This window comes from Rheinheimera marina (genome assembly GCF_042654345.1).
GTDB classification, from domain to species: domain Bacteria; phylum Pseudomonadota; class Gammaproteobacteria; order Enterobacterales; family Alteromonadaceae; genus Pararheinheimera; species Pararheinheimera marina.
On record NZ_JBHSGB010000017.1, the window covers coordinates 25,421 to 52,180 of the forward strand.

Genomic DNA, 26,760 nt, shown 5'->3' on the forward strand with positions numbered 1-26,760 from the left:
AAGGTTACAAGCTTGCAACTTGAGGATCCCTATGCTGCAGCCCAGTTCCACTCAACGTCTTGAAGAATTTAACGATTATTTCCAGGTAGAACAGTCCGTTTCAGTCAATCTGGTGCCTTTTGATGCGCCTTTACCGGACGACGATGGCTTTTACCAGTTGTTGCCGGACGCCTTTAAAATGACCAGCGAATTGTCGGCACTGAACAGCTCCAGCAGCAGGGCCTTAACCGGGATCAAAGATCTGCAACCTGAGCTTATCAGCTACCTGCAGCTACAGACCCGCAAAATAGACGCGCTGATGCATTATGTGCTGCGCAATCAGGACGACAGCAGCCAACGCTTTCAGGCCTTTAGCTTTGGCGGCTCCGGTGTGCGGGTGCAGCTCAATGATGCGGCAGAACCAGGTCAGCTTTATGAATTGAAACTGTTTTTAGACCATAACGAAGGTGCAGTGTTTGCGCTGGCCGAACTGATTGACTGTGAGCCGTCTGGGCAGGGGTTTTTGGCACGATTGTTATTCCGCCGCATCCGTGAAGATGACCGCGATCTGGTGGTACGTGCCAGCCTGCATGAGCAAAGCCGACAGCTCAAACGCAAAGCAGAAGCCCGTCAGGCACAACAGACAGCAACCTGACCTCTTATTGATTTGATAAGCAGCCGTACAACGAACCGAACTTAAATGACTTATTTTCAGCAATTACCTCTGCCTGCGGGCGCTCAGGATCTTAAACAATGGGGCCAGCTGCAAGGCGCGGCCTTGCCTTTTGCGTTAGCCGACTTAGTGCAGCGTCAGCCAGGGCTTTATCTGGTGTTGGTGCCTGATACGCCGACCGCACTGCGCCTTGAGCAAGAATTACAGGTATTCCTGCAAGATGACCTGGCGCAGAACCCGGCCTTGCTGCAGGTATTTCCGGACTGGGAAACCCTGCCTTACGATGTGTTTTCGCCGCACCAGGACATCATTTCGCAACGTATTCAAACCCTGTACCGGCTGCCACAGCTAAAAACTGGCCTGGTGCTGGTACCGGTCAGCACCGCCATGCTGCGGCTGAATCAGCCGGACTGGCTGCAGCAACACAGCTTATGGCTGGAGAAAGGCCAGCAGCTGGATTTAACCTCGTTGCGTACCCAACTGGCCGCGGTCGGTTACCGCGCTGTGGAGCAGGTGATGGAACATGGTGAATTTTCCGTGCGTGGATCCTTGCTGGACTTATTTCCGATGGGCAGCCAGCTGCCTTATCGCATCGACTTTTTCGACGATGAAATTGACGGCATTCGCTTGTTTGACCCGGACAACCAGCGCACTGTACAGCAGGTTGAAAAAGTGGCGCTGCTGCCGGCCCACGAATTTCCGCAGGACAAAGCAGCCATCGAACGTTTTCGCATCCGTTACCGCGAACGCTTTCCTGCACGCAACGAAAAAGAATCGCTGTATATGCAGGTCAGTCAGGGCCTGATGCCAGCCGGTATTGAATACTACCTGCCGCTGTTTGCCGAACAAAGCTGCAGTCTGTTCGACTACCTGCCCGCGCACACCGAACTGGTGCAGGTGGGTGATTTAGACGCCGCCACCGACCGCTTCAGTCAGGATCTGCTGCGCCGCTATCAGGACAAAGCCATCGACCTTTTGAAACCGCTGCTCAAGCCGGCCGAGATTTACCTGCAAAAAGATGAATTCTTTGGCCGGATGAAAAGCTACCCGCGCCTGCGGTTGTCCAGAGCAGAATTGCCACAGCGGGTCGGCCAGGCCAATGCAAAAGTTGGTGCCCTGCCCGATGTGGCCGTGGATCATCAACTGAAAAACCCGCTGGAGAAGTTGCAGCATTATGTGCTGAAGCTGAAACAGCAAAAAGGCCGCGCTGTGTTTTTGGTGGAATCGGAAGGACGCCGCGAAAGCCTGCTGCAACTGCTGGGCAAACAGCAGATCCGGCTGCAGCAGTGTCAGAGCCTGGCCGACTTTCTGACCGGCGACGCCGACCTGGCCATTGTGGTTGGAGCGCTGGAGCAAGGCTGCGTGCTGAGCGACAAAACGCCGCTGGCGCTGATCAGCGAAAACGAGTTGTTTGGCCAGAAAGTAGCGCAAAAACGCCGCCGTAAACGTAGCCAGCAAATTTCCAGCGACACCATTATCCGCAACCTGGCGGAATTATCCCTTGGTCAGCCTGTGGTGCATTTACAGCATGGTATTGGCCGTTATCAGGGCTTGCAGGTGCTGGACGCCGGTGGCATCAGCGCAGAATTTGTTACTATTGAATACGCCGGTGCCAGCAAGCTGTATGTGCCGGTGTCCTCTTTGCATTTGATCAGCCGCTACACAGGGGCCGATCAGGAGCATGCGCCGCTAAATAAACTCGGCACGGATCAATGGGAAAAAGCCCGCCGTAAAGCTGCGGAGAAAGTACGGGACGTGGCGGCCGAGTTGCTGGATGTGTACGCCAAACGCGCGGCTCAAACCGGCTATGGCTTCCGGCTGGACGCTGAGCAATACGACGTATTTGCTGACGGCTTCCCGTATGAAGAAACCGTCGATCAGCTGGACGCCATCAGCCATGTGCTGGCGGATATGCAGGCCGAGCGGGCCATGGACCGGCTGGTCTGCGGTGACGTTGGCTTTGGTAAAACCGAAGTGGCGATGCGCGCCGCCTTTGTCGCCATTAACGACAACAAACAAGTGGCGGTGCTGGTGCCAACCACCTTGCTGGCGCAGCAGCACTATGAAAACTTCCGCGACCGTTTTGCCAACTGGCCAATCCGGGTGGAAGTATTGTCGCGTTTCGTCAGCGCTAAAGAACAAACAGCGATTTTGGCCGATGTGGCGGCCGGCAAAGTGGATATTCTGATTGGCACCCATAAATTACTGCAGGACGATATTCGGTTTGATGACCTCGGCTTGCTGATTGTCGATGAAGAGCACCGTTTTGGTGTGCGGCAAAAAGACAAAATCAAAGCGCTGCGAGCCAATATCGATATTCTGACCCTGACCGCCACCCCAATACCGCGCACCCTGAATATGTCGTTATCCGGAATGCGTGATTTGTCCATTATTGCCACACCACCAGCCAAACGACTGGCGGTGAAAACCTTTGTCCGTGAATTTGAAAGTGGCCTGATACGTGAAGCCGTGCTGCGCGAAATCAGCCGGGGTGGTCAGGTGTATTTTCTGCACAACGACGTTGCCAGCATCGAAAAAATGGCCGCTGACCTGAGCGAGCTGTTGCCTGAAGCCCTGATAGGCATTGCCCATGGCCAAATGCGCGAGCGTGAGCTCGAACAAGTGATGGCGGATTTTTACCATCAGCGCTTTAACCTGCTGCTGTGCTCCACCATTATCGAAACCGGTATTGATGTGCCAACCGCCAACACTATTTTGATCAACAGAGCCGACAACTTTGGTCTGGCACAGCTGCACCAGCTGCGGGGCCGGGTTGGCCGTTCGCACCACCAGGCTTATGCCTATCTGCTGACACCACCGCCGAAACGCCTGACCAAAGACGCCGAAAAGCGTTTAGAGGCTATTTCGGCGCTGGAAGATTTAGGCGCTGGTTTTGCGCTGGCCACCCACGATTTAGAAATTCGCGGTGCCGGTGAGCTGCTGGGCGATGAACAGAGCGGGCAAATTGAATCTGTTGGTTTCAGCCTCTATATGGAGATGCTGGAACAAGCGGTTGAGGCTTTAAAGCAAGGCAAAGAGCCAAGCCTGGACGCCCTGCTACAACAGCAAACCGAGCTGGATCTGAAACTACCGGCGCTGTTTCCGGATGATTATATTCCTGACATCAACCTGCGCTTGTCTTTTTACAAGCGACTGGCCAGCTGTAAAGACAGCCTGGAACTCGACGATGTGCAGGTGGAACTGATTGACCGCTTTGGCTTGCTGCCAGACGCGGCGAAAAATTTGGTGAAAATCACCGAGTTAAAATTGCAGGCCGCAGCGATTGGCGTCAAACGATTGGAAGCCAACCCCAAAGGTGGTGTGCTAGAATTCGGCGACCGTACCAGCGTCAACCCCAGCTTTATCATTCAGCTTATTCAGACTCAGTCGAAAGTCTTTAAGCTGGAAGGTGGGAATAAGCTGAAATTTATCAAAGAATTAACTAACGCCGACAGCCGGATTGCTTTTGTCACCCAGCTGCTGTCGGAGTTGCATGCTCATCAAACAGGAGTCTCATGAAACTTCGGTTATTGCTGGCCCTGGCAGGCCTGGTCAGCGCGCCATCGGCTCTGGCCAATTGGTATGAAATTGAAATGCTGGTGTTCAGCCGCCAGCCGGACGCCAGCCTGAAAGAAAGCTTTAAAGCACCGGAAAAAGCCTTGCAACCAGGCAAAGCGCTGGACTTAATTGCACCTTTGTATCAGCCACGGGTGGCCGATTTAATCAAAGCTATTCCAGCATGTAACCCGGCTGCTGAGCAGACTACAGGCTCCGCGCCAACAGACGCTGCGGCGCCAGCCCAACCACCTGCCACTCTGCCAGCCGGGCAGTTAGCAGCGCTGCAGCAGTTACTGGCTCCGACCCCTGCGCTGACGACAGAACCAGAAGCAGCGCAACCCGCGTCTCCAGAGCAAGCGACGGCGGACAGCAGCGACACAGAACTGACCACAGCGGACGACGCCACAGCTGAGCTGCTGTCAGCCGAACAATTTAACCCACAAAGTTGCCAGATGGAGCAGTGGACGCAGGATGGTCAGTTGCTGAGCCGCCCGCTCAGCAGCGCAGAACTGGCGCTGCAACTACCTGCACCGACGCTAATTCCAGCTGAAGTAGCAGGCAGCGGCGAGCAGCAAGGCATCCCATACCTGCTGAGTCAGGACCAGTTCAGTTTAAAAAATGTAGCATCGCAAATTAAGCAGGATGCTTCCAAGCAATTACTACTGCATACCGCCTGGCGTCAGCCACTAACCAGTAACCGTCAGCGCAGTCACTGGTATGCCGGTCAGTATTTTACGCCAGAGGAAATGCTGCCTAGCGCGGAAACACCGGCCCTGATGCAACAGGTGCAACAGCAGTTGCAGGCCCTGAGCCAGGGCCAGAGTGCGATGCAGCAGTGGTTTAGTCCCTGGCAGTTGGACAGCCTGCTGAGTTTCAGAGCTGGCCGCTTTATTCTGTTTGACGGCAGCTTTTACTTACGCCAAGCTAATGACGCGCTGCCGGCTCAGGTCGAAGTGAAGCAGCAGGCCCGTTTAACATTAGGGCAGCTGAATTACCTGGATCATCCTCGCTTAGGGGTGATTATTCAGATCAAACGTTACGATCCGGCCAGTCCCACGGCCACAAATTGACGCAATAACACAAGGAATCTGTTATGAAAAAAGTACTTCTGGCCTTGACTGTATTAGTGGCAGCGACTGCCTGCAGCAAGTTAACCCAGGACAACTACAACAAAGTCAAAGCGGGCATGAACTATGAAGAAGTTTCTGCCATTTTGGGCAAAGCCGATCATTGTGAAGAAGCCATCGGCACCAAAAACTGCCGTTGGGGTGATGACAAAAAGAACATCAAAATTGCCTTTATTGCTGACCGCGCCACCGTGTTTTCTAACGAAGGCATTCAATAAGCCTTGTTCGGATGGCGGGGCTGGCCCCGCCTCTGCTTAGTCCCTGCCCGATGAACAATCCCCAGTTACGTGATTACCAACAGCAGGCCGTCCAAGCCGTGCTGGTGCATTTCCGCCGCCACCCCGAGCCCGCGGTACTGGTTCTGCCCACAGGTGCAGGCAAAAGCCTGGTGATTGCTGAGCTGGCACGGCTGGCCAAAGGCAGGGTATTAGTGCTGGCACATGTCAAAGAGCTGGTTGAACAAAACCACTCCAAATACTGCCACTACGGCCTGGATGCGGCGGTGTATTCCGCCAGCCTGAACCGCAAAGAAACCGCCAGCAAAGTGGTGTTTGCGTCGGTGCAGTCGGTCAGCCGCAATTTGCAGGATTTTGCCGAGCAGTACAGTTTATTAGTCATCGATGAATGCCACCGCGTCAGTGAGGATAACAACAGCAGCTACCTGAAAGTAATACGGGCGCTGCAGCAGCAAAACCCACAACTTAAAGTATTGGGCTTGACGGCAACCCCTTACCGCTTGGGCAGTGGCTGGATTTACCAGTACCACACCCGGGGTATGGTGCGTACCACCGAGCCACGGTTTTTTACCTACTGCATTTTTGATTTGCCGATCCGGCATTTGCTGAGCGAAGCCTACCTGACCCCGGCAATACTGCTGGATGCTCCTGTACTTTGTTACGACTTTCAAGGGCTGACGCCTGGTAGCGGTGGTTACTTTAAAGAACAGGATTTGGATTTACGAATTTCGCAGCAGCAACGGGCCACACCACAAATTATCGCGCAAGTGGTACAGCAGGCCCAAAGCCGGAAGGGAGTGATGGTATTTGCCGCCACCACCCGCCACGCACAGGAAATCCAGTCCTATTTACCTGCAGACCAGAGCGCACTTATTTTGGGAGCAACCCCGCAGGCTGAACGCGACCGGCTGCTGTTGCAATTTAAACAGCAAGAGTTGAAATACCTGGTCAATGTAGCAGTATTAACCACCGGCTTTGACGCACCACATATCGATCTGATTGCCATTTTACGCCCGACCGAATCCGTCACCTTGTATCAGCAAATTGTTGGCCGGGGCCTGCGGTTAAGCCCGGGCAAACAGGACTGTCTGGTGCTGGATTACGCCGGCAACCGCTTTAATCTGGAACAGCCGGACATTGGTGAACTCAGGCCAGATCCTGCCGCAGAGCTGGTGACTGTACCCTGCCCTTTGTGTGGCTTTTTTAACAGCTTCTGGGGCAAAACTGATGAACGCGGCATTGTGCTGGAACACTATGGCCGCCGCTGTCAGGGGTATCAGCCGGATGAGCAGGACAATCCTCAGCCTTGTGGTTACCGCTTTAAGTGCAAGTTCTGCCCGGATTGTGGTGCAGAAAATGATATCGCCGCCCGTCAGTGCAGTGACTGCGGCCTGGTGTTGGTCGACCCGGATAAAAAACTGAAAGAAGCGCTGGCTCTGAAAGATGCTCTGGTGCTTTATATCAACCGCATGCAGCTGAGCAGCCATCAGAAAGACGGCAAGACCAGTCTGAAAGTCAGCTACTTTTCAGCCGATGGCACTGAGCTGGCTGAATTCTGGTCTTTGCACAGCAAAGCGCAAAAACAAAAGTTCTTGCAGCAGTTTATCCCCGCTCATTTGATTGACCGGCACCGACCTTTTACAGCCAGCACTGTGACGGCGGTGTTGAAAGAACAACATCGGCTGGCTCCGCCAGCGGCATTAATTGCGCGCAAAGATGGCCGCTTCTGGCGTATCCGCGACAAATTGTTCCAACTGGCCCAACCCCCAACTGAAATTGATAGAAACTGAAAAAAATTTAGCAAGGCCTCTGGGCAAAGCACCCCGTATTCGCCCATAATCAGTCGGGATACAAAAATAAAGCTATTGCAAGATATTCAAATCACACCAGTTTTTGCTTATAGGGTTGCAGGTTATGTCAAACGAAAACGCCTTACTCAGTTCTCTCGTTGAAAAAATTAAAAATGACACGCTGGTTCTGCCCAGCTTGCCGGAAATTGCGTTACGGATCCGCAAGATGGCGGAAGACCCTCAGGTGAACCTGAACCAGATGGCCGATATTATTTCTCACGACCCGGCCATGTCAGCCCGTATGATGAAAATTGCCAACAGTGCTTTTCTCGGCCGCTCAGTGCACGTGAATTCCTTACATCAGGCCGTGACCCGCATTGGTCTGCGTTACATCAAAAACATCGTCACCGCAATGGCGGTTGAACAGCTGTTTGTCTCGCATTCCAGCCTGATCAAAGGCCTGATGGGTAAGGTCTGGCATGACACGCTGGAAGTGGCTGCAACTGCGCTGGCGGCCATGCAGCTGTACAACAGCAACCTGAAAAACAGCCCGGTCAATTTTGACACCATGACGTTGGCCGGCCTTATTCACAATATCGGTGCCCTGCCCATTCTGACCGAAGCCGAAAAGAACCTGGACCAGTTTGGTGACAAAGACTTTATCGAGCACTGCATTGAAGATCTGGCAGGTAACATTGGCGGCAGCATTCTGCGTAGTTGGGAATTTCCGGAGGAGCTGGTGGCCGTTGCGGAGAAGTGGAACAATCAGGACCCAAGCGACAAAGTCTGTTACATCGACTTTATCCGCATTGCTGCCATCCAAAAAGGCTACTGCAAAGACAAAACCGAAGCGCGTATTGCGCTGAAACCTTATGTGGAGCGCGGCCTGATCGCTGGCGTTGATTTCAACCGCTCGCCGGAATTTGTTGCTTTGTACCACGATATGAAACAGCTGTTTGTTTGAAACAGCCATTAAGACCAAAGAAAAAGGCGCCATCAGGCTAATGCCAGTCAGTTAAACTGACTGGCATTGTTTTTTGTGAATCAGTATCAAGATTCACCTGAACGAAAACAGTGAACTAACACATTCTATCCAAAGCGAGGAAAGGTAAAGCACTAAGCAGACCCTGTGAGGCATGGAGGCCGAACAGGAGCCCCCAGGGAGGGGTTCACGGCGGGTATGCGTGGGCTTTGCCTTTTCCGCTGCAACTGAACCAACTCGTGAATAGATAAGCAGTTTTTGAATAAAAGCTGCTTATCTGACTGGCATTAGCGCCATCAGGCGCCTTTTTCTTTTCAATCCATCTGGTTAGCGCGATACAGGTAAATATAGATCCGTTCTGAGCACCGCTTCCTCAACCTGTTCGGGATCATCCAGGTAATGATGCAAGCAAGGCTGGTCCGCCAGCTGATAACCCTGCGTCACTGCATAGGCATACAACCAATCTATACTGTCGCCCAACTGCTGATAACTGCCTTGGTGACGAAACACCAAAAATACGCCCCCGCTGATACGCTGCAGGCTGACGCCCGTTTGTTGCACACTCACTACAGGCGCAGTGAGCAATGCACAGTCAAAACGAGCTCCAGCTACATCGCTGTCGAGATCCTGCCAGGCCAGTCCCAGAATAGCCAGAATGTCACTTTGTACCGCAGCCACCTCAAACAACAGTTCATACTGCTGGTTCAGCTCTGGATACTGATCGCGGGTCAGTACCGACAGCACTTCAGTACCTTGCAGGCTAACCACACTCACCTGATAAGGTGCCACCATTTGAGTTTTGGGGAGTTGCAGCTCTTGCATCAGCAACCCCAACCGCTCTGGGTCCTGCCGTAATTCAGTCGCGTTGGTGTTCAGTTCTCGTTTGAGCACTTTACTGAGCGCCTGTGCAGAAGAAAAGCCGGCCAACCAGGCCACCTGCTGTGCCGACAAAGCATTTTCATTCAGCGCCTGGCTGACTCTAAGTAATTGCAACCGGGTTTGGGTTTGTTTGCAGGTTTCACCAAAGGCCAGGCGATAAAGCCGGTGAAAATGGTATTTGGATAACGCAGCTTCAGCAGCCAACTCATCCAGACTGACCGCCTGCTCCTGCGCCACTTTCTGCCCCAATAATGCAAGCGCCCGTTGCAAACGAGGTAACAACTGTTCAAGGCTGGCCATTACAAACTCCTGTTTTAGAAGACTTCAACCAGCTTAATGCAGATCCCTGCAGCGCAGGTGTCCGTTTTTGCTGTTTCGTCGCAGGATGTTGTAACGGCCTTAGTCTGCCTTTAGTTAAATAAACGCTGATGTAAGTCTTTCACCACTTTAGCGGCCTGCTCTTCCTGCACCAGGAAACACAGGTTATGCCGGGAGGCGCCATGGCAAATCAGTCGCATATTAATTTTTTCCAGCGCACTGAATAAATCGCCGGTGACGCCTTTACTGCTGTGCAGTTGATTACCAATCACTGCCACCAGGCTCAGGCCCTGCTCCACCGTCACTTCACAGAAACTGCGCAGCTCCACCAGAGCCGGTTCAATATTCTGGTTAAACGCGCTGCCCGGAGTTTCATCCAGTGTCAGTGCCACTGAAATTTCGGAGGTGGTAACTAAATCCACCGAGATCTGATGGCGGCTTAAAATATCAAACACCCGGGCCAGGAAGCCGGCCGCATGCAACATCTCAGGGCTTTTCACGGTGATCAAGGTCTGAGATTTACGCAGTGCTATGGCACGGTAGGCTGGCTTGTGTTCAACTTGTTTGGCAATCCAGGTGCCGCCTGCTTCAGGCTCGCGGCTGGAGCCGACAAAAACCCGGATATTGCGGCGCATCGCCGGAATTAAGGTCGCCGGGTGCAACACTTTGGCACCAAAGGTGGCCATTTCAGCGGCTTCGTCAAAGCTGATTTCCGGAATACAGCGCGCTTCACTGGTCAGGCGTGGGTCAGTGGTGAAAATACCCACCACATCGGTCCAGATTTGCACAATGTCTGCCTGCAGAGCTTCACCAAGCAGCGCGGCACTGTAATCCGAACCGCCACGACCCAGCGTTGTGGTCTGCCCTGTCACATCAGCACCAATAAAGCCCTGGGTCACAATTAGCTGGTCAGCCAGCAGTGGTTTTAGATGCACGTCCGCCAGGGCGGCAATTTCTTTCACTTGCGGTTCGCCTTTGCCGAACCGGCTGTCGGTACGCAGCACCCGGCGCACGTCGAAGGCCGAGGCTTTGGCTCCGCGCTCACGCAGCACCTGAGCGAATAACACCGAACTTAACCGCTCGCCAAAGGATTGGATCAGATCTTTATGGGCACCGCTGTACACAGCGCCGCCGGTTTCAATCAGGTTACGCAGGTCAGCCAGCAGGGTTTCAATTTCAGCGGCCACCGCATGCGGCTGCTGCAGTTTTTCCAGCACCGCCAGGGTAATTTTTTCGATACCAGCATAGGCTTCAAAGCGGGCTGCAACTTCGGTCTGACGGGTAATATCCACCAACAGGTTGGTCACACCAGAGCTTGCGCTGACCGCAATTAAACGGATGGCCGAGTCTGCCAGCACAATATCAGCACAACGGGACATGGCCGGGAAATCAGCCACAGAAGTTCCGCCAAATTTGGCGACGATCAGTGAATTGGACATTGAGTCTCTCCTTATTTCATTTCATAAGGCAGAGCAATGGCATTTGCATGGGGAACAACGCGCAGCAACAGGCAGAAAGCTGTGGCAGCCGGAATACACCAACAAAGGCCAGAAGCTCTCCACCCTAACTACAGGTGACAGTCGTAAGGATTCAGCCTTAACAACCGGGAACTCAGGTGCTACCTCTGGTTTCCCTCGGCGTTAATCCCCCTCAATGACCCTGCGGCTTGTAGCAGCCTGAGATCATCTACCTGGTTAACGCTCCTCTTCTGGTCTATCAGATTCGATGGACGGCCAAGACTTTAACCCAACTGACTGGGAAAAAGCAACAGCCGTATAGCCGTCTTTTTTATTGCTTCGGTTTATCCCAGTACCGTGGTACCGACCAGATACACGCCGACATAACCCAGGCTGTAGCAGCCCAGTAAATAGCCCGCCATACGGAAATAAGTGATAAAGGTCAGCTCTTTCACCTTACTCATCGCAATAATACCTGCCGCAGAGCCGATGATCAGAATGGACCCACCGACCCCTGTGGCATAGGTCAGCATCAACCACTGGGCTGGTGACATTTCCACACCGGATTTCAGCAGCGCAGCGGTCAATGGCACGTTATCAATCAGCGCAGATGTCATGCCCATCAGGTAATTGGCCTGCGTCGGGTCCAGGTATTGGTACAGCTGAGGGATGGCGTTCAGCACGCCAATTTCTTTCAGGATGCCGACTAATAACAACACCCCTAAGAAAAACAGCAAGGTGTCAAATTCCACTTCACGGATGTAGTTCAGAATACTGACACCGGGCTTTTTGCGCAGCAGGTACTGTGCGGCCAGGAACATAATGCCCAGACCAAACAGGAAGGTCAGCACCGGCGGGATTTGGAACAGAATATTAAACACCAGCGTGGAGCCAATAGTTGCGGCGAAAATGCAGGCAATAATGATGTCTGGCTTTTCCAGCTTTTTCGGCGACTTTTCCAGCACAATGCGGCCTTTCATGTTGTGGGACAGCAGTATCGCCAGCACAGCCACTGCAAACAGTGACGGTGCGACCAGCAACAATAAGTGCGGAATAGTCACCTTGCCAGCCAGGAAGATCATCAGGGTGGTCACGTCGCCGGTGATCAGCGACACACCACCACTGTTCACCGCGAAAATAATCAGGGTGGCGTACTGAATACGCTTTTTCATTTCCAGCTTGATGGCGCTGATCACCGCAATGGACACCAGGGTCGCCGTGACGTTGTCGGCAAATGAGGAGAACACAAAAGCGAAAACCGCGATCAGAAACATCAGCCGTCGTTCGGAAAGTTCGGCTGGTAAAATTCGCTGAACCAGCTGTGAAATAAAGCCTTTACTGTTCAGATAAGCGACAAAAGTCATAGTTGACATTAAAAAAAGCCACAAGGTGGCTATTTCTAATAAGTTATGGTTCAACTGCTCAGATATTTCGGCACTTGTGCTGCCGTGCATTGGAAAAATAAAGGCGAGAATCCAACACAGAGTACCGAAAAAAAGTGTCGTTTTTGCCTTGTTTACGTGGATAATATCCTCTATAACGATCATGATGAAGGCGATTGCCACCAAGCCTAAAATTACAGCGCTTAACATGATAGGTACCAGCTTTGTTGATGAAGGGAAGGAAATTGCGCGCGCATTTTCTAACAAGCCACTTACAAAGTCACTACCACTAAAGTCGCAAAATGAAATTTTTATGAAAGAAAGGACCCATGATAGCGCCGCGTAAATTGATCCGCTGTCTGGATGAGCACTGGACCCTGATTGAATGGCTGGTTGAACGCAGCCAGCACAGCAGCTTCAGTGTGCAGGATGTGCAGCATCTGATCCAAAAAGCCAACCCGCAGTACAGCAGTGAACAGGTGTTTAAAGAAACCCAGCGTCTGTTGCAGCTGGAAGTTCTGATCCCTCTGGCCAAATCCAGTCAGCTTGAGCTGAGCAGCACCATTCTGGAGTTTGCTCAGCACTTGCTGCATGAAGAGCAATTGGGGCTGGCCACCGACATTGAAAGCCGGGTGTTGGAGCTGAACCGCTTGTCATCCCGTATGGCCCAGGCCGCCAGCCAACGCGACAGCCGTGAGCTGCGCCGCTTTGCCCGCGCCATGGATGACCGGATCCGTGAAGTGCTCAAGCAATTCGCCCAAAACGAGCAGGCGATTCTGTCTTTGGTGGAGCGCGCCAAAGCGGACGAAAGCAAACTCAGCCTGGCCCGGCGTTATGCCGCCGTGATGGATGCCTTTGATGATTACATCGAACCTGTGCTGCTATTAGTTGATATCAATGGTGCCTTTCAGCACAGTATCAGCAGCATCGAGCTGCAACTAACCGAACAAATTCAGCAGATTGAAGTCACAGGCGTGCTCCATCAGGACAAAGAAAGTCTGCTGCAACTGCGTACCCGTTTGCTCGAGATGAACCAGGTTGGCCGGGAAAGTTTAAGCCGCTGTGCCGACCTGTTGATGCCACTGCGTGATGAACTGCGCCGCAACACCCTGCTGTCCCGCAACGCCAGCTTTTTATTGGGCCAGATGCGGAAAAAAGGCATTGAACACACATTGGACCCGCTGGTACCAGGTCTGCGTTCAGATGCACAAAAATTCTCTTTGGGTTCGGCCAATCAAATCACCAGTTATATGGCTGAGCTTTGCCAATACCAGCACGACGCCTATGAAGTGCCGGACGCGATCGATTCCGCGCACGCCAGCTTAATGCAGGTGCCTGAAGTCAAAGATGTGCTGCGCAAAGCCAGAACCATCAAGCAACTCCCGGATTTAAGCCGCTGGCTGGCCGACAGTTACCCGGAACTGCCGGTCGACGAATTACTCTTTTTGTATCAGGAACTGTCCCGCGCGGACAGCCTGAAGCTGGAACATCAGCAGGATGCCAGCCAACTGGACGTGCAGGGCTATCGATTAACCCTGCACCCATTTCGCAGCAGCCCTGAAGGACACTAACGATGCAACTGGATTTAGAATTGCTCAGCCAGCTGGCTGAGGTGCATAAAAAATTAGGCTCGGGCTACCATATCAGCGAGCAGGATTTTGCGCTGTGGCAGGAACTCGATCAGCAGGAAGACGCCTACACTGCGTTGTTTGGCGCGCTAGGTCATAGCCTGAAACGGGATGGCCGCGGCTTTTTCTATTTTGAAGTGGATGACGCCACCGCCAGCATGGGGAAGATTTCCCGGCTCTTTGCACTGGCTCTCTATGCGCTGGTGGAGTTTTACGCCGATAAAGGCCAGGACCCGCTGCGGGCACTGTTCGAGCAGGAAGTGACGTCCGAAGTCTGGGGCCAGTTGCTGCAACAGCATTACCATTTATTTGAACAGCTGGAAATTTTCTCCGTCACCGATATCAAACGTGAAATCGCCAACCGGATGCTGCGTTATGGCCTGGCCCGCGCCAGTGGCGACAACATCAAGCTGTTACCCCCTGTTTACCGTTATTTAGATGCCTTAATGGATGTGGAACACAGCGCTGTTACAGAGGAGCACGCCGATGTCTGAGCCGCTTAATTCAACGAAACCAGAGCTGTATGGTTTAACCAAACTGGCCCTGCTGAACACCGCAGGTTATGCCAAATGTGTGATCCCACTGGATGATTCCTCCTCTATTTGCGCGCCGAATAATACGGGTAAAAGTTCGGTGATAAACGCACTGCAGTTTCCATTAATCAACGACTTGCGCTTGACCGAATGGGACGGCCACGATCTGGATGAAACCCGCAAATTCTATTTTGGCACGGACCAGAGTTACATCCTGCTGGAAGCCAACCTGCCCGACGGGCCTGTGGTCATTGGCGTGGCAGGCCGCGGCAAAATTGCCGGTTACGCTTTTCAGTACTTTTGTTACAAAGGCAAACTGGATTTAGCCCATTACCTGGATAGCAAAAGCTATGTGCGTTACAGCAAGCTGGACCATCATTTACGCGCTTTGGGTTTTGATCCGATTGAACTGAAACAGTCTGAACTGAACGCCATGCTGACCGGCGGTGCTACCCCGTACGACAGCCGGATCAACCTGCGTATGATCCCGCTGGCCAACGTCAGCGACGCGCCGGTCTACAAAGATATTTTCCGCCGTATTCTGAACCTGCACCGTTTAACAGCGCAGGATGTCAAACGTCTGCTATTACCGGTGTTTGCCCGCCATTTGGGCGACCCTAAAGTGGATTTCTATCAGGTCTGGCACAACGCTTTTGAAAAGGTGAACAAAGACCGGCGTGAACTGAAGGCGCTGGAAAACCAACAGGAAGCTGTGACAGCACTGGAAAGTTTGCTGGACAACCGCTCTGTGCTGAAAGGCCGCCTGGCGACTTATGCGCCAAAACTGGATGTCGCGCTGACCGAATTTCACGGTTATGCCGAAGACCAACAGCTGCAACTGAATGAGCAGCTGCAATTACTGCATGGCGAAAAAACGCAGCTGGAAGAACGCCAGCGACTCTATGTAGGCCAAATCAAAGACTTGTCTGGCCGCCGTATTCAGCTCAGCCAGTGGTATCAGGATTATGACCAGCTGCATCAGCGTTTCGGCCTGACCAATGAAGCGACACTGGACAGCAACCTGAAAAACATTCGCCAAAGCTATGAGCAGTTGAGCCACAGCCTGCAAGGCGCGTCACAGGTCAATGCCACCACGCTGGCGCATCAGAAGAGCCAGACGCAAAAGCAGCTGCAAAGCCTGAAACTGCAACTGAAGAACCTGGAATACAACCTGTATTCGCGACTGCGGGAAGACTTAAGCCTGCCGGAAGTGCAGCAGCTGAGCCGGGTGCTGAACCCGGACCTGTTGTCGCTGTCGACCGCAGCGGGTGGTGATATTGAAATCACCGACGAAGATGCCTTTTCCTCGCAACTCGAGGCGCTGGCCGATTGCTTTAAACAAGGCAAACTGCATCTGGCCGGTGCTGTGATTGACCTGTCGCACCTGCAACCGGTCGAACAGAACAGCCTGGAAAATAAAATTCAGCTCAAAGAGCAGATTGAAGCGCTGCAACAAACCTTGCAGACACTGGAGCAACAGCTGGCGGTGGCCGGCGATTTAGCCGGCAAAACCCGCGAAAAGGACCGCTTGTACCAGGACATGCTGCAATCCGAAGAAGACTTAAAGAAATTCGCCCGTTACCAGCACATGCAGCAGATTGCCGACGAGCAACACGCCATGCTGGACCAGCTGGAGCAGGAAGAAGAGCTGCTGCAAACCCAATTGGGTGAAGTGCAGCATAAAGCCTCGACCCTGTCCGACCGGCGTAACCTGGTGTCCAACAAGCAAGAGCAGCTGAAGCGTCAGCTGGAGCGTGTTGAGCAGGAGAAAAAAGAACGGATTGATTTCCAGCTGGATTTCTACTCAGGTAAAATCACGCCTTACCCAATTGAAGTGGTGCTGGATTTTGACAACCTGGCCGATGTGCTGCGCGACTTTAACCGCCAGTGCCATGAGCTGAAGCTGATTGACGTCAATATCAAAAACACTTACCTGTTTATTTTTAACGCCGGTATTACCAAGTTTGAAGTCGAGACCGACGAAGAGCTGAAGTACCAGCGGTTGATCAGTGCGTATCACCATCTGGATAAAGAGCGTGAAGCCATTGAACGCCGCGCCCGGGTTGCGCTCACCGAAGTGGCGGCGACCTTAAAAGGCTTACGCGACGACTTAAACCGATTGCACCGCGAGATGAACAGCTTCAACCGCGGTATTTGGCGCCACCAAATCTCTAACCTGCAGGATTTCAAAATTGAGATTGTCGACCGCAGTCTGCTGGTCGGCCATATCGACAGTATTCTGACCACCTCGGATTCCTATCAGCAAGGCGATACGCTGGATTTATTGGCACCTGGCACCACCAGCAGCGAACAGGATATTCAAGCCGCCAAGGATTACCTGATCCAGGCCGCCAGTGAAAAAGGTGGCCTGACACTGTCTGACCTGTTTGATATCCGCTTTAAGGTGATTAACCGTGCCGGTGACGTGGAATTTTTCGACAAAATCGACTCGGCAGGCTCCAATGGCACCCGGATCACCATCAAACTGCTGTGTGGCATGTTATTTATCCGTCAACTGCTGGCCGAACGGGAACGTGGCAAATACCGCATTCCGATTTACATCGACGAAGCCGCCGACATCGACCCGCACAACCAGCAAGCGCTGATTGAAACAGCACTGAATTTTGGTTTTGTACCAATTTTTGCATCGGTAAAACCGCAAACCTCCTGCCGCTATATTGTGCCTATCCGCACTGTGGCCGGTGGCGCGCAAAACTGGGTTGACGAGAAAGACTGGATCTTGTGTGAAAAAATTATCACAGCCCCAGTTCAGGCCGACGCTGAAACTGCAGAAACCTCAGTAGAGGCTGAAACGGTCTGAGGTTCAGACAGACATAGCCAATAAAAAAACGGCGGTGTTAAACCGTAATACCGATCAGATAAGCAGTTTTTATGCAAAAACTGCTTATCTATTCTCGAGTTGGTTCAGCTGCAGCGGAAAAGGCAAAGCCCACGCAGACCCGCCGTGGATATATCCCTATAGGCTCCTGTTCGGCATCCATGCCTCACAGGGTCTGCTTAGTTCTCTGCCTTTCCTCGCCCTGGACGGACTTATCCGCTTCACTGTCTTAGTGAAGGTAAATTCCGATACTGCACCATAAAAAATAATGCCAGTCAGCTTAACTGACTGGCATTAGGTGTTAAACCGCCGTTTTTTTATCTGAAGCAATGCGGCAATCTCGCTGCCGGATTTCGACCCAAAGCCGACTTACAACCCCAGCACGGCTTTGCCCTGTTCAAACACCACATCCACCGGAATATTGGCGCCGCTCAGGCGCTGTAAATCGGCCGCCAGCTCTGGCCGGATCACCCCTTTGTCCTTTAACAGTGCGCTGACGCCGTAATAATTACCATCGCCCTGCAAGGTCAGGATCAAGGTCGACAATGAGGTCATCGCCTTGCGCATCTGAGCAAAATCCACCTGATAGGTGCCGTCTGCATTGCGGACAAAAGCGCCCTGCTCGGCAAAATAGTTAAAGCAGATCATATTGGCTTTGCCATGCGCACTGGATGCGCCAAAGCGCACTGAGCGAAAAATACCGGCCATAAAGGTGGCGTAAAACTCTTCCAGCCGGGCGTCGGTTAACAGGCCCTGTTCGCTCAGCTGGGTGATCATATAAAGGCCTAGAATATCGGCTTTACCTTCTTCCAGCGCACCAGCATGCTCTTTCAGGCTCTGGCGAACAGTGCCCTTGCCATTAATGGTGTTTTTAATACCCAGCCCATGCGCCACTTCGTGGAACATCACATTGTTAAAAAACGCATCAAAGGTCACCAGCTTGCGCTGTGACGGCGTGATCAGTAAATCAGCGACCGGCGCCATGATATGGTCAAATTTGGCTTTCATCGCATTTTTCAGCTGCAATCGGCGCGTGCCTTTTTCCAGCTGCACCTCTTCATCATTTGGCAGGTTAATGGCAATGGTTTTGCCGCCGGAATTGGAATGGCCAGCGTAGTAAATCACATCGTACGCATTCAGGTCGGCATCGGAACCCGGTGTTTCCTGTTTGTACGGATCCGGCACCGGCAAGCCTTGCTGCAGCGCTGGTAAAGTCGCGGCGTATTTGCTTAAACGCTCACTCCAGGCCAGGTCTTTCACCAGTACATAGGCCTCAAAAGCTGCACGGTAGCCAAACAGCTGATCTTCATAGGTTTCAATCGGGCCTATCACCAAATCGATAGGGTTGGTTTTCATTTCCATCCAGGCCAGATCAGATTTTTGGTACTGATCGGACAATAAGGCTTCAGCGCGTAATTTCAGATAGACAGCAAATCCGGCATCTTCCGACAACGCGGCCGCTTTGAGTAACAAATCAGCGGCTTTTTCCAGCTCAGCTTTGTAGGCCACTGAATAAGGCACAGTCGTCAGTTTGCCGTCTTTATCCCGTGTCACCAGTGAATACAGGCCAGCTTTATCACTTGTATCAGCGGCTTCAAATTCCGCCTTGGTCATATCGGACGGATAAAATTCAGCACCCAATGGCTTGGCCGCATAGCCTTTTAAAAAGGCCTCATCGCCTTGTAGGCGGTCCCAAGGGCCGTAGTTGATTTCAGCGAAACGACGGACTTTCCCATCCTTAATTTTCGCCAGGAACTCCGCTTTGTTTTCACCCAGCGCCTGACGCCAGTAAAGCTCGTCCATCACTGCGGCCGCATCAATCAGCAGCGCCAGCATCTGTTTATGGGCCGGTGACACTGCCGTCAAATCTGTGGTTAACCGTACCGTCTGGTAAATGTCCAACCTGGATTCAAAACCAGGGTTCAGTTCAGGCATGGTCTGCACCGTGCTGGCGGCTGAAGCCGGTGTGCTGGCGCTGTCAGGAGCAGGTTTACAGGCGGCTACTGCCAGCAGGCCTGCAGTCAGCAGGCCAAGGTAAAGTGGATGAAAACGCATAAATGCTTCCTTCGGGATCGGCTTGTGATCCGACGCCGGATGCAAGACCCGGGTCTGGACTCAGTTGTTTTGGGTTAAAGTGAGTGTTCCGCGCCGCAAGCTTGCAGACGGTCACGCTGTGCGTCCGTTGCACTGTCATTGCACTCGGCAATAATACGGGCAAAACCAGGTTCAAACTGGCTATCCAGTTCAAAATAGCCGTCGCTGCAAAACTGATTTTTTTCCAGTACCAGCGCCAGCTCATCATACAAAGGGCCGGTGCCTGGTTTGCGATCCCCCTGTGTCATCACTTGTTTTTCCACCATCCTGGCAGCAGCGCGGTCATTGTTCGTTCGAATGGCAATTTCACGTTGCGTCAGATTTTTTACCCGGCCTTTTCGGTAACTGAATTGCTTGCTGCCATCGGGCCGGACACAGCTTTCAAACACACCGGCACTTTTTGGCAACTCAGGCCCGGAACTGCAACCGGCAGTCATTGCCAGCACAGCCAAAAACCAATAACGCATTGATAAATCACCTTTGTCAGTCACTTTCTGGCTTTAGCATACTCTGTTCTTTAGCATGAGCCCAGCCCGGCAGGCAGGCTTTGCAACTGCCGACAATTTTTTATTTTTTTCTGAACCAAAGCTGAACCAAAGACTCATAGCCTGTGAATGAGAACTCCTCCCGGACTGAGTGACGATGTACAGCAGGGAAACAACAAAAATGCGCTAATTAAGGAGCTCGTGATGACTATGACTACTGTTCGCAGCCGTATTTTAGCTTTTTTGGACCTGGCCCACTGCAGCTACCGCATTCAGGGCAATAAAGTGTTAACCCAAAACGCGGAACTAAGCTTTGCCGCCGACCACCTGACTATCAACCGTGAAGGCAAACCTGAACGGACTATGCCCTACCAGAAATTGAATCTGGATAAGATGTTGTTTCTGCTGAATGCTCAGGCTGAACGACGTCCCTGAGCCTATGTTGCCGGCACCAATGCAGCAGCACTTCAGCACCCTTTTCCGCTTGTTGCTGCAATAAAAAGTGGCTGCACTGAAACTTAAACAACTGCAGTTGTGGTAACAACTGTTGAAATGCCTGCGCACAATGCGCATACACCAGCTTGTCTTGTGCCGCCTGCAAATAAAGCACCGGCATGGTGAGTTCGCTGCGTGCTGTCGGCGCCTTCAGTGCAAGTACCTGCTCAACCCGATAAATAAAACTGGCCTGAGGCAACATACTGAGCGCCTGATCCAATTCGGCCCGCAGCCCGGGCACTTCATGCCCCCACAACAGATACCGCAGCAACACCATACGCCGGGCCGCAGTAAACTCCAGTTTGCGCAGCCAGTGCCACAACACTGGCGCCCAGGGCATCGGGTTTTCGATAAAAGTACAGCACAGCACCAGCCCCAACACCCGCTGCGGCTGCCTCCGGGCCAGCTCATAAGCAAGAGGCCCGCCAAAGGATTCGCCTAACAGCAAAAACGGCTGGTCTGGTAACTGAGGTTCCAGCCAGTCAGCCAGCTCGGCATAACTGAGCGGGCTGTCCGGGTAGCTGAAACATTGCACCTGCCAGTCCTGTGGCAACGCGGCAGCAAATCGCTGATACAGCAACCCTGAGCCATCGAGCCCCGGCAGAATAACGAGCAGCATAGGTACCTCCGTAATCTCTCCAGACTAAAAGCTGCAGATGACAGGCTGTTGACAATCCACAGGCCAAGGGGCTTTTTAGCTGGCCGCACTGACTGAATATCTTCTTGTTGTATAACTGAACCATTACAGCTTGTTATACTCTGTTCACTTATTCCGGATGCCTCTGATCCGGTACAACACAGGAAAGTTTACATTTTGTGGTCCAGGATCCTCGTCTTATGGCTTATCTGCCACAGCAGTTTGCTGCTGGCTCACTCTCAACTCGAACTGAAAGGGGCGTCTGGTCCGCTTGCCGAGAATATACAAGTTTACCTTGACCGATTGCCCGATCCCAGCAACCTGGGATCGCGCCGCTTTCAAAACCAGGTGCTGCAAGAAGTGAAAACGGCGGCCAGGGCCATGGGCTATTACAGGATTGAAGTAAGTACAGAATTGCAGGAAAAAGGCAAAAAGTCCCGCTTGCTAATTCAGGTTAAACCTGGCGAAGCAGCCAGATACAAAGAAGTTCAGGTGACAGTGCGTGGCGAAGCTAAAAACGACGCTGATTTTGCCGCACTGATTAAGCAACACGCCCCGAAGGTGAATCACCGGGTTCATCACGGTCGTTACGAAGAATTGAAAAAGCAGCTCACCTCACTTGCCATCCGCAAAGGGTATTTTCAGGCCAGGCTCACTCAACAGGAACTGGCCGTCGCCCCCGGGCTTGGTCAAGGCTTTTTACGGCTAACCTTCGACTCCGGCCAGCGCTTTAGTTTTGGTGACGTACAGTTCAGCGGCAGCCAGATCCGTACAGAACGGCTGCAAGCGCTGCTTCCCTTTCGTCTTGGCGACCCGTATTTGGCCAGTTCGCTCGGCGAGCTGCATCAAAAACTTGCCGAAAGCGGCTGGTTTTCCAGCATTGAAGTCGATGTAGACGACCCGAAAGACCCAGCGCAGCCGTTGCAGGTGCGGGTTGCCTTAAGCCCACAAATCCGCAATACGGTAGAAACTGGTGTCGGCTATTCCACTGACCTGGGCCCACGGCTAAAGCTGAACTGGAACAAACCCTGGTTAAACGATAAAGGTCACAGCCTAAGCAGCAAAATGTCGCTGTCAGGCCCGGAGCAAAGCATCGAAGCTGGCTACAAATTGCCACAGCAGAATGTCAGTGACGATTATTATCTGGTCAGCACCGGGATTAAAAATACCAACCTTGAAGACACCAACAGCGCCGAATACAACCTGGCCTTAGAGCGCCACTGGCTGCTGGACAATGGCTGGTATCGGGTTGCATCGGTGCGCTGGTTGTACGAAGACTATACCCAAGGCTCAGATTCAGGCAGTGCCAACCTGATTATGCCGGGACTTGGTTTTAACCGCGCTTACGACAGTGGCGGCAGTATGCCAGAGCAAGCCTATCGCTACCTGGTGAACGCCGAACTGTCTGATCCGACCTGGGGCTCTGACGAACGTTTTGTGCGTTTACGCGCCCGAGCTGGCTGGATTGGTTCTTTCTCTGACGATCAACGCTGGCTGGTTAAGCTGGATGCGGGCACCATTCTGATGAAATCGGCAACCGCGCTACCACCATCACTACGTTTTTTCGCCGGTGGTGATAACAGTATTCGTGGCTACTCCTATAAAAGTATTTCCCCGGTTGCCGAGGATGGTACCTTAACGGGTGCCCGTTATCTCGCCACCGCCGCACTGGAATACCAACACAGGGTCAGTGGCAACTGGTGGCTGGCCAGTTTCTTTGATGCCGGTAGCGCCTGGAACGACCAGCGCGACCTGTACCGAGGCGCCGGTTTTGGTGTGCGCTGGGCATCACCGGTCGGCCCGGTCCGGCTGGACTTTGCCTGGGGACTGGATTTGCCGACAGGCCGGGAATTTCAACTGCATTTTGCTTTAGGACCAGAACTATGAGCCGCTTCAGCCGGAAAAAAGCGGCCTTAGTGCCGGTACTGCTGCTGTTAGTGGCGCTGTTAAGTTTGCTCTACAGTACGCAGCTGCTGCGCTGGACTCTGTCATTTGCCCTGCCGTCTGACGGCAGCATCCGACTGACTACACTGGAAGGCTCGCTCGCTGAAGGGCTGGTGCTTCGTGGTCTCAAAGTCGAACAACCACAACTGACGCTGGCGATTGACGAGCTGGCGGCCAAAATTGACTTACGCTGTCTGGCCAGGCTGGAGCTGTGCCTGACCGAGCTAAGTGCCACTGGCCTGGACGTGAAGCTGGCAGAAGCCTCCACTCAACCCAGTGAGCCGTCGGAAACACTCCAGGACGAAGACGCAGCAGCTTCGGCCCCAGAGCCGCTGGCGCTGCCAGCCATCCGGGTTCAGGCGTTGCACCTGCGCGACATTCATCTGCAACAAGGCGCTTTTGATCTGAAACTGGCCTCTTTACAAAGCGCCATCGCCACCCAGGGCGACAAAATAAGCATACGTCCGACCAGACTCGGTCAGTTACGTCTGCATCTGCCGGACAGCCCGGCGCAGAGCCATACCTCTTCTTCCGCCTGGTGGCAGTACCAGGCACCGAAGCTGGCGAGGTTGCCGATACCAGTGCGACTTGAGCTGGGTGTGATGGAGCTCGACCAGCTGCAACTGACTGGCATGACGGAACTCGCCTTGCAGTCCATGCGGCTGCAGCTGGATGCGACGCCAAATGCCCTGGTGCTGCATCAGTTGTCGGCAACGTACCAGCATTGGGCTATCCAGGGTCAGGCGCGGCTTACCAACACAGCGCCTTTTGCCTTACAGGCGCAGGTGAGCCTGCTAAGCGCTGAGCAACAACTGGACACCCGGCTTTCTGGCTCTTTGGAACAGCTGGATATTGTTGCTAAGGCGAAAGGCTCGCAGCAGGCAGAATTAACCGCCAGCCTGAACCTGCTGCAACAAAATCTACCCTTGTCCGCCCAATTGCAGGTACAGCGGCTGCAATGGCCTTTGCAAGGAGCCGCGGACTATCGGCTGATAGACAGCCGCTTGAGTGCCGAAGGCAGTCTGACCGATTTAGTGCTTGAGCTGCAGGCCCAAGGTCAGAGTCCGCAGACAGGTGAAGCTGATCTGACATTAGAGGCAAACTTCAAAGCACCCAAACTCAATTGGAGCCGGCTGCAATTGAACTCCGACCAAGGCAAGCTGCAAAGCCAGGGCCAATTGGATCTCACCGAACAATCGCTGGCGGCGCAGCTTGCCACCACTGAGCTGCAATTAGCACCCTGGTTGCCGGACTACCCAGGTTCGCTGAACGCAAGCTTGCAGCTAAGCGCAGCTTATCAGCAGCAAAAATGGCAGTTGGATCTCACCGAACTGACGGCTTCAGGGACTGTCCGGCAGCAACCGCTTCAATTGCAGGGCCAGCTAAATGTGGCTGGTCAGCAGCTGCAGATCAGTAAATTCGAAACCACGGGCCTGGTACTACAGCACGGCAGCAATCAATTAACGGCAAAAGGTCAACTGACCGACCAGTGGCAACTGCAGCTGCAGCTTGACGCGGCCGACCTTTCACAAAGTGTGCAGGCAGCCAAAGGCCGGGTGACAGGCCTGGTGCAGGTTTCAGGCCCACAGCTCAAGCCCCGACTGCAACTGGACTTGCAAGGCGAGCAACTTCGTTACCAACGGGATTACCGGATGGACAGTCTGGCCCTGAGCGGAACCCTGGATACCAATCAGTGGCAACACCAGTTAGACCTGCAGTTAGGCAGCGGCCGGCTGGCTGGCGAAAAGCTCAATTCGGCACAACTGGTGCTGCATGGTGACCAGCAGCAGTCAGCAGCCGCCTTGCAACTGGACACCGAACTACTGCAGGCCCAACTTCAGTTGCAGGCCAAAGCAGAAAAAAACCAGCTCTGGTTAGTGCAGATGACTCAAGCTCAACTGGCAAGCCCGGTTGGCAATTGGGTGTTGAAAGAGGCAAGCAGCGTCGAGCTGGACCCGACCAAACAACGGCTGCGCTTGTCCGCACAGTGCTGGCAATCCAACCCGGCAGAGCTTTGTCTGCAACAAAGCAACTGGTTATCGGCCAGCCATGGCGCCGTCAAACTGAACCTTGAACACTTTGAGCTGGCGCAGTTACAGCACTTTATTGCGGACGAGCAGCGTTTGAGCGGCGAAGCTTCACTGACTGCAAGCGCCCAGTGGAAAACCAATCAACCATTGCAAGCAACGTTAGAGGTTACAGGCTCCAAAGGACACTGGCAGCAAACACAGATCAATCCATTGCTGCTGCCCTGGCAACAATGGTCGCTGTCCGCAACACTGGCGAGTAATAAGCTAAGTAGCACCACGCGCATTCAGTTTACTGACAGTGCCAAAGCACAACTCGAACTGAGCCTGCCGGATGTGAGGCAGCAGGACTTGCAGCTGGCTGCGCAACTGGAATTGCAGCAACTTGATTTAAGCCTGCTGCAAAGCTTGCTGCCTGATCAAACCGAATTTGCTGCCACACTGAACGGCAAAGTCGACCTGTCGGGCCAACTCAGCAAACCCAAACTCGCAGGCCAGGTCCGGCTGACTGACGTCAGCATGCGAGGGGTTCAGGCGCCGATGGATATCGATCAAGCCGAACTGTTGCTGCAACTGAACCAGCACAGTGCACAGTTATCCGGTCAGCTGAAAAGTGGCCAGGGCAATGCCGAACTGTCTGGTTTTGCCGACTGGTTTGACTTAGTGAATTACCAGGCCAGGCTGGCGCTGACCGGTCAACAATTACCTGTGAATCTGCCACAAGGCCAGTTAGTGCTAAGCCCACAGCTGACCTTGCTGGCGCAAAACAGCAGCCTGGCGGTTCAGGGCACAGTTCAGGTTCCACAAGCACATCTGGCTATTGATGATTTACCGGCTTCTGCGGTCCAGTTGTCTGACGATGAAGTGATCCTGAATAAAGACTTGGAAGTGCGTCGGGCCGCCGAGCAATCCAGCCTGAAGCTCAGCAGCGATATCCGCCTGGTGCTGGGTGAACAGGTCAAACTGCAGGCCTTTGGCCTGAAAAGCCGACTCAAAGGCCAGTTGCTGTTTTCTCAGCGCGGCGCCAATCAATCGCTCAAAGGTGAAGTCAACCTGCTGGACGGCACTTTCCGCTCCTACGGCCAGGATTTGCAGATCCGCAAAGGCAAGCTGGTATTTAATGGCCCTGTTGATCAGCCTTACCTGAATATAGAGGCCATCCGCAACCCCGACAATACCGAAGATGACGTGATTGCCGGTATTCGCGTCACGGGCCCGGCAGACGCCGCCAGTGCAAGTATCTTCTCTCAGCCCGGCAAGCCGCAGGCAAACGCCTTATCTTACCTGCTGACAGGCCGTGATCTGACTGCAGACGCAGCCGGTGGCAACCCACTGACCACCAGCCTGATAGGTATGGGGATCGCCAATAGTGGCGCCCTGGTTAGCTCTGTCGGCGAAGCACTCGGATTTGAACAGGTGACGCTGGACACCAAAGGTTCTGGCGATAATTCACAGGTCACCGTCAGTGGCTATCTGTCGCCGAAGCTGCAATTAAAATACGGTGTCGGTATCTTTAATTCGTTGGGCGAATTCACCCTGCGGTATGAGCTGATGAAAAGCCTGTATCTGGAAGCTGTGCGGGGTTTGGACAATGCCGTCGACCTGTTGTACAAATTTGAGTTCGATTAATTCGGTTTAACACTGCTCGCCCCGACCAGTAATTGTCTAAACTTTAAGCTCATGTTACAGTGGTTTTA

At 53.1% G+C, this 26,760-nt stretch carries 18 protein-coding genes and 1 riboswitch; of the genes, 12 read left to right on the forward strand and 6 right to left on the reverse strand.

All coding sequences use genetic code 11. The features are described 5' to 3' along the window. Positions 1-31 precede the first annotated feature (31 nt). The 6 genes from ACFO3I_RS16445 (at position 32) to ACFO3I_RS16470 (ending at position 8,327) form a co-directional block, all read left to right on the forward strand. Positions 32-634, forward strand: a complete 603-nt coding sequence (locus ACFO3I_RS16445; protein WP_377335834.1) for a PilZ domain-containing protein — start codon at positions 32-34, stop codon at positions 632-634. 45 nt (positions 635-679) lie between these two features. Beyond that, positions 680-4,171, forward strand: a complete 3,492-nt coding sequence (gene mfd, locus ACFO3I_RS16450) for a transcription-repair coupling factor (RefSeq protein ID WP_377335836.1) — start codon at positions 680-682, stop codon at positions 4,169-4,171. Beyond that, on the forward strand, positions 4,168-5,280 hold the full coding sequence (locus tag ACFO3I_RS16455; protein WP_377335838.1) for a CsiV family protein: 1,113 nt from the start codon (positions 4,168-4,170) through the stop codon (positions 5,278-5,280). Before mfd ends, ACFO3I_RS16455 begins: the two co-directional genes overlap by 4 nt. Before the next feature lie 23 nt (positions 5,281-5,303). Next, the gene (locus tag ACFO3I_RS16460; RefSeq protein WP_377335840.1) at positions 5,304-5,555 is read left to right on the forward strand and encodes a DUF3862 domain-containing protein; all 252 of its coding nucleotides are present in this window, start codon (positions 5,304-5,306) and stop codon (positions 5,553-5,555) included. A gap of 50 nt (positions 5,556-5,605) precedes the next feature. Next, the gene (locus ACFO3I_RS16465; RefSeq protein ID WP_377335842.1) at positions 5,606-7,363 is read left to right on the forward strand and encodes a DNA repair helicase RadD; all 1,758 of its coding nucleotides are present in this window, start codon (positions 5,606-5,608) and stop codon (positions 7,361-7,363) included. Between the two features lie 124 nt (positions 7,364-7,487). Then, positions 7,488-8,327: an HDOD domain-containing protein gene (locus ACFO3I_RS16470; protein WP_377335844.1), complete on the forward strand. Its 840-nt coding sequence runs from the start codon at positions 7,488-7,490 to the stop codon at positions 8,325-8,327. Positions 8,328-8,672: 345 nt separating this feature from the next. Here ACFO3I_RS16470 and ACFO3I_RS16475 read toward each other — a convergent pair whose 3' ends face one another. The 3 genes from ACFO3I_RS16475 to nhaD all read right to left on the reverse strand — a co-directional run bounded on the left by ACFO3I_RS16475 (position 8,673) and on the right by nhaD (position 12,591). After that, entirely contained in the window at positions 8,673-9,524 is an 852-nt protein-coding gene (locus ACFO3I_RS16475; RefSeq protein ID WP_377335846.1) for an AraC family transcriptional regulator, read from the reverse strand. 110 nt (positions 9,525-9,634) lie between these two features. Further along, positions 9,635-10,981: a lysine-sensitive aspartokinase 3 gene (gene lysC / locus ACFO3I_RS16480; RefSeq protein ID WP_377335848.1), complete on the reverse strand. Its 1,347-nt coding sequence runs from the start codon at positions 10,979-10,981 to the stop codon at positions 9,635-9,637. 104 nt (positions 10,982-11,085) lie between these two features. Then, positions 11,086-11,258: riboswitch (Lysine riboswitch) on the reverse strand. A gap of 85 nt (positions 11,259-11,343) precedes the next feature. Beyond that, on the reverse strand, positions 11,344-12,591 hold the full coding sequence (gene nhaD, locus ACFO3I_RS16485) for a sodium:proton antiporter NhaD (protein ID WP_377335850.1): 1,248 nt from the start codon (positions 12,589-12,591) through the stop codon (positions 11,344-11,346). 119 nt (positions 12,592-12,710) lie between these two features. Here nhaD and ACFO3I_RS16490 point away from each other — a divergent pair, with 119 nt between their 5' ends. The 3 genes from ACFO3I_RS16490 to ACFO3I_RS16500 are packed head-to-tail and all read left to right on the forward strand — an operon-like array spanning position 12,711 to position 17,363. After that, positions 12,711-13,952 carry a hypothetical protein gene (locus tag ACFO3I_RS16490; RefSeq protein WP_377335852.1) on the forward strand — a complete coding sequence of 414 codons (1,242 nt, stop codon included), beginning with the start codon at positions 12,711-12,713 and terminating at the stop codon, positions 13,950-13,952. Between the two features lie 2 nt (positions 13,953-13,954). Then, complete coding sequence (locus ACFO3I_RS16495; protein WP_377335854.1) at positions 13,955-14,503, forward strand: condensin complex protein MksE; 549 nt, start codon at positions 13,955-13,957, stop codon at positions 14,501-14,503. Beyond that, positions 14,496-17,363, forward strand: coding sequence for an ATPase (locus ACFO3I_RS16500; protein WP_377335856.1), 2,868 nt, complete (start codon positions 14,496-14,498; stop codon positions 17,361-17,363). Before ACFO3I_RS16495 ends, ACFO3I_RS16500 begins: the two co-directional genes overlap by 8 nt. A gap of 387 nt (positions 17,364-17,750) precedes the next feature. On the opposite strand, the gene ACFO3I_RS16505 is transcribed toward ACFO3I_RS16500, so the two are convergent. Next, the gene (locus ACFO3I_RS16505) at positions 17,751-19,436 is read right to left on the reverse strand and encodes a dipeptidyl-peptidase 3 family protein (RefSeq protein WP_377335858.1); all 1,686 of its coding nucleotides are present in this window, start codon (positions 19,434-19,436) and stop codon (positions 17,751-17,753) included. Positions 19,437-19,510: 74 nt separating this feature from the next. Continuing rightward, positions 19,511-19,942, reverse strand: a complete 432-nt coding sequence (locus tag ACFO3I_RS16510; RefSeq protein ID WP_377335860.1) for a hypothetical protein — start codon at positions 19,940-19,942, stop codon at positions 19,511-19,513. Between the two features lie 222 nt (positions 19,943-20,164). Between ACFO3I_RS16510 and ACFO3I_RS16515 the strand changes: the two genes are divergently transcribed. Next, complete coding sequence (locus ACFO3I_RS16515; protein WP_377335862.1) at positions 20,165-20,395, forward strand: hypothetical protein; 231 nt, start codon at positions 20,165-20,167, stop codon at positions 20,393-20,395. Here ACFO3I_RS16515 and ACFO3I_RS16520 read toward each other — a convergent pair. Continuing rightward, complete coding sequence (locus ACFO3I_RS16520) at positions 20,322-21,074, reverse strand: alpha/beta fold hydrolase (protein ID WP_377335864.1); 753 nt, start codon at positions 21,072-21,074, stop codon at positions 20,322-20,324. The two genes, ACFO3I_RS16515 and ACFO3I_RS16520, sit on opposite strands and share 74 nt — an antisense overlap. A 240-nt stretch (positions 21,075-21,314) precedes the next feature. Here ACFO3I_RS16520 and tamA point away from each other — a divergent pair, with 240 nt between their 5' ends. Then, a complete protein-coding gene (tamA, locus tag ACFO3I_RS16525) occupies positions 21,315-22,979 on the forward strand; it encodes an autotransporter assembly complex protein TamA (protein WP_377336620.1) in 1,665 nt (554 codons plus the stop codon). After that, positions 22,976-26,692 carry an autotransporter assembly complex protein TamB gene (tamB, locus tag ACFO3I_RS16530; protein WP_377335866.1) on the forward strand — a complete coding sequence of 1,239 codons (3,717 nt, stop codon included), beginning with the start codon at positions 22,976-22,978 and terminating at the stop codon, positions 26,690-26,692. Before tamA ends, tamB begins: the two co-directional genes overlap by 4 nt. The last annotated feature ends 68 nt before the right edge of the window (positions 26,693-26,760 follow it).

Coding starts and splice junctions, on each gene's coding strand:
- ACFO3I_RS16445 (WP_377335834.1), top strand. CDS start 32: ATGCTGCAGCCCAGTTCCACTCAACGTCTTGAAGAATTTAACGATTAT.
- mfd (WP_377335836.1), top strand. CDS start 680: ATGACTTATTTTCAGCAATTACCTCTGCCTGCGGGCGCTCAGGATCTT.
- ACFO3I_RS16455 (WP_377335838.1), top strand. CDS start 4,168: ATGAAACTTCGGTTATTGCTGGCCCTGGCAGGCCTGGTCAGCGCGCCA.
- ACFO3I_RS16460 (WP_377335840.1), top strand. CDS start 5,304: ATGAAAAAAGTACTTCTGGCCTTGACTGTATTAGTGGCAGCGACTGCC.
- ACFO3I_RS16465 (WP_377335842.1), top strand. CDS start 5,606: ATGAACAATCCCCAGTTACGTGATTACCAACAGCAGGCCGTCCAAGCC.
- ACFO3I_RS16470 (WP_377335844.1), top strand. CDS start 7,488: ATGTCAAACGAAAACGCCTTACTCAGTTCTCTCGTTGAAAAAATTAAA.
- ACFO3I_RS16475 (WP_377335846.1), bottom strand. CDS start 9,524: ATGGCCAGCCTTGAACAGTTGTTACCTCGTTTGCAACGGGCGCTTGCA.
- lysC (WP_377335848.1), bottom strand. CDS start 10,981: ATGTCCAATTCACTGATCGTCGCCAAATTTGGCGGAACTTCTGTGGCT.
- nhaD (WP_377335850.1), bottom strand. CDS start 12,591: ATGTTAAGCGCTGTAATTTTAGGCTTGGTGGCAATCGCCTTCATCATG.
- ACFO3I_RS16490 (WP_377335852.1), top strand. CDS start 12,711: ATGATAGCGCCGCGTAAATTGATCCGCTGTCTGGATGAGCACTGGACC.
- ACFO3I_RS16495 (WP_377335854.1), top strand. CDS start 13,955: ATGCAACTGGATTTAGAATTGCTCAGCCAGCTGGCTGAGGTGCATAAA.
- ACFO3I_RS16500 (WP_377335856.1), top strand. CDS start 14,496: ATGTCTGAGCCGCTTAATTCAACGAAACCAGAGCTGTATGGTTTAACC.
- ACFO3I_RS16505 (WP_377335858.1), bottom strand. CDS start 19,436: ATGCGTTTTCATCCACTTTACCTTGGCCTGCTGACTGCAGGCCTGCTG.
- ACFO3I_RS16510 (WP_377335860.1), bottom strand. CDS start 19,942: ATGCGTTATTGGTTTTTGGCTGTGCTGGCAATGACTGCCGGTTGCAGT.
- ACFO3I_RS16515 (WP_377335862.1), top strand. CDS start 20,165: ATGACTATGACTACTGTTCGCAGCCGTATTTTAGCTTTTTTGGACCTG.
- ACFO3I_RS16520 (WP_377335864.1), bottom strand. CDS start 21,074: ATGCTGCTCGTTATTCTGCCGGGGCTCGATGGCTCAGGGTTGCTGTAT.
- tamB (WP_377335866.1), top strand. CDS start 22,976: ATGAGCCGCTTCAGCCGGAAAAAAGCGGCCTTAGTGCCGGTACTGCTG.